Source organism: Streptomyces sp. NPDC051555 (assembly GCF_044454405.1).
In the GTDB taxonomy this organism is placed as follows: domain Bacteria; phylum Actinomycetota; class Actinomycetes; order Streptomycetales; family Streptomycetaceae; genus Streptomyces.
The window spans coordinates 1-1,422 of the sequence record NZ_JBITDP010000115.1; the positions used below are offsets into that span (position 1 = coordinate 1).

General features: G+C 65.8%; 2 protein-coding genes. Both read right to left on the bottom strand.

What is annotated here, in order from left to right; genetic code table 11:
• Positions 1-237 (bottom strand): transposase (locus tag ACIBEA_RS44575; protein ID WP_399270305.1); only part of this gene is annotated, 237 nt, incomplete at its 3' end.
• A 293-nt stretch (positions 238-530) separates the two neighbouring features.
• On the bottom strand, positions 531-1,046 hold the full coding sequence (locus ACIBEA_RS44580; RefSeq protein WP_399270307.1) for a helix-turn-helix transcriptional regulator: 516 nt from the start codon (positions 1,044-1,046) through the stop codon (positions 531-533).
• Positions 1,047-1,422: the final 376 nt, after the last annotated feature.

Below are 1,422 nucleotides of genomic sequence, written 5' to 3' on the forward strand. Positions count from 1 at the left end.
CTTGAGCTGGACATTCTCTCTCCGCAGGGCGGCCAGTTCCTCGCGCTCGGCGGTGGTGAGGTGGTCGCCTCGTTCACCGGCGTCGGCCTCGGCCTGACGGATCCAGTTGCGCAGGGCCTCGTGGTGCACGCCGAGTTCCTCGGCCATGCGGCGAATCACCGGCTTCGGCTCGGTGGTGCGATACATCCGCACCGCACGCTCACGCAACTCCAGCGGGTACTTCCTCGGTGCGGACATCGTCTGGGTTCCTCTCATACGACCCATCTGACAGCCTGTCACCACTTCCCGCATCTCGGGGGAACCTCAGGACTGGCGTAGGGCCACAGTTCGGTCATGGCGATCGGCGCGTAGAGCACGCAAACCGTCACCACCACGATGGTCACCACACGTGCCCACGACACGTCCTTGAGACGGTTCACGGGGTCTTCCCCTCCACCATCGAAACCCGATAGTCCTATCTGGACTATCGAGAAGGTAGAGGTGCCTCCGGCCGCCGTCAACAAGGCTGTACCGGAAAGAAGTTCGAGCCTTCAGGTGTCCCGGTGCTGCGCCCACTCCCAGAAATCGACCATCATCCGCTCATACCGGATGCCGAACTCCAGCGCGCCCTGCTGCCCCGGAGTCAGGAGGGGGCCGACGCTCTCGGCGAGTTCCTCATAGCCCGCCAGGGTGCGGCGGTGTTCCTCGACCTGCACGGGGGACAAGTCCTGCGGTCGTGCCCCGAACCACAGCTTGAGGATGCCGCGTTCTCGGGCCTCCACCGGTATGAACGCCGAGTCGGACAGCCAGTCCCGCAGCGCGCTCCTGCCCGCCTCGGTCAGTTTCAGCAGCCTGCGGTTCCGCCCACCCTTCTGCCGTACCTCCGACAGGAGGCCCGCTTCCACCAGGCGGTCGCACTGGGCGTACACCTGGGCGTGCGGCACCGACCAGAACGGCGCGACCGTGCCCGCAGCCTCGACCTTCACGTCGTAGGGACTGGCCTCGCCCAACTTGTCGACGATGCCGAGGACGAGGAACGAGGCTGTGGTCAGCCGGGCTTCAGACATGGTGCGACCGTATCCCGCCGGATTGCCCCTCTCCACGAGGAGACCGGGAGGAAATCCCCACCCTGCCGACCACGCTTGCCCAGCACCGCATCCACCGTCACGAGAGCGCCCTCTTCTTTTGACGGCGGCCGTGGCAAAGTCCAGGTGTGCGGCCAGTCGAGTCCAGGCTGATGGCCACCGGAATTGCCCGGGGCCACCCGACCACACCCCACGGCCACCCACCTGGGCATCTCAATGGCCGTTGACAACAGCGTGGGCCAGCGGCTTGCCGGTCGCCCACTTGAACCGCCCCGGGTTTGATGGAGACATCGAAGACCCGGAAGGATGTCGATCATGGCTGCTCCCCGTAAGTACCCCGACGAACTGCGTGAGCGTG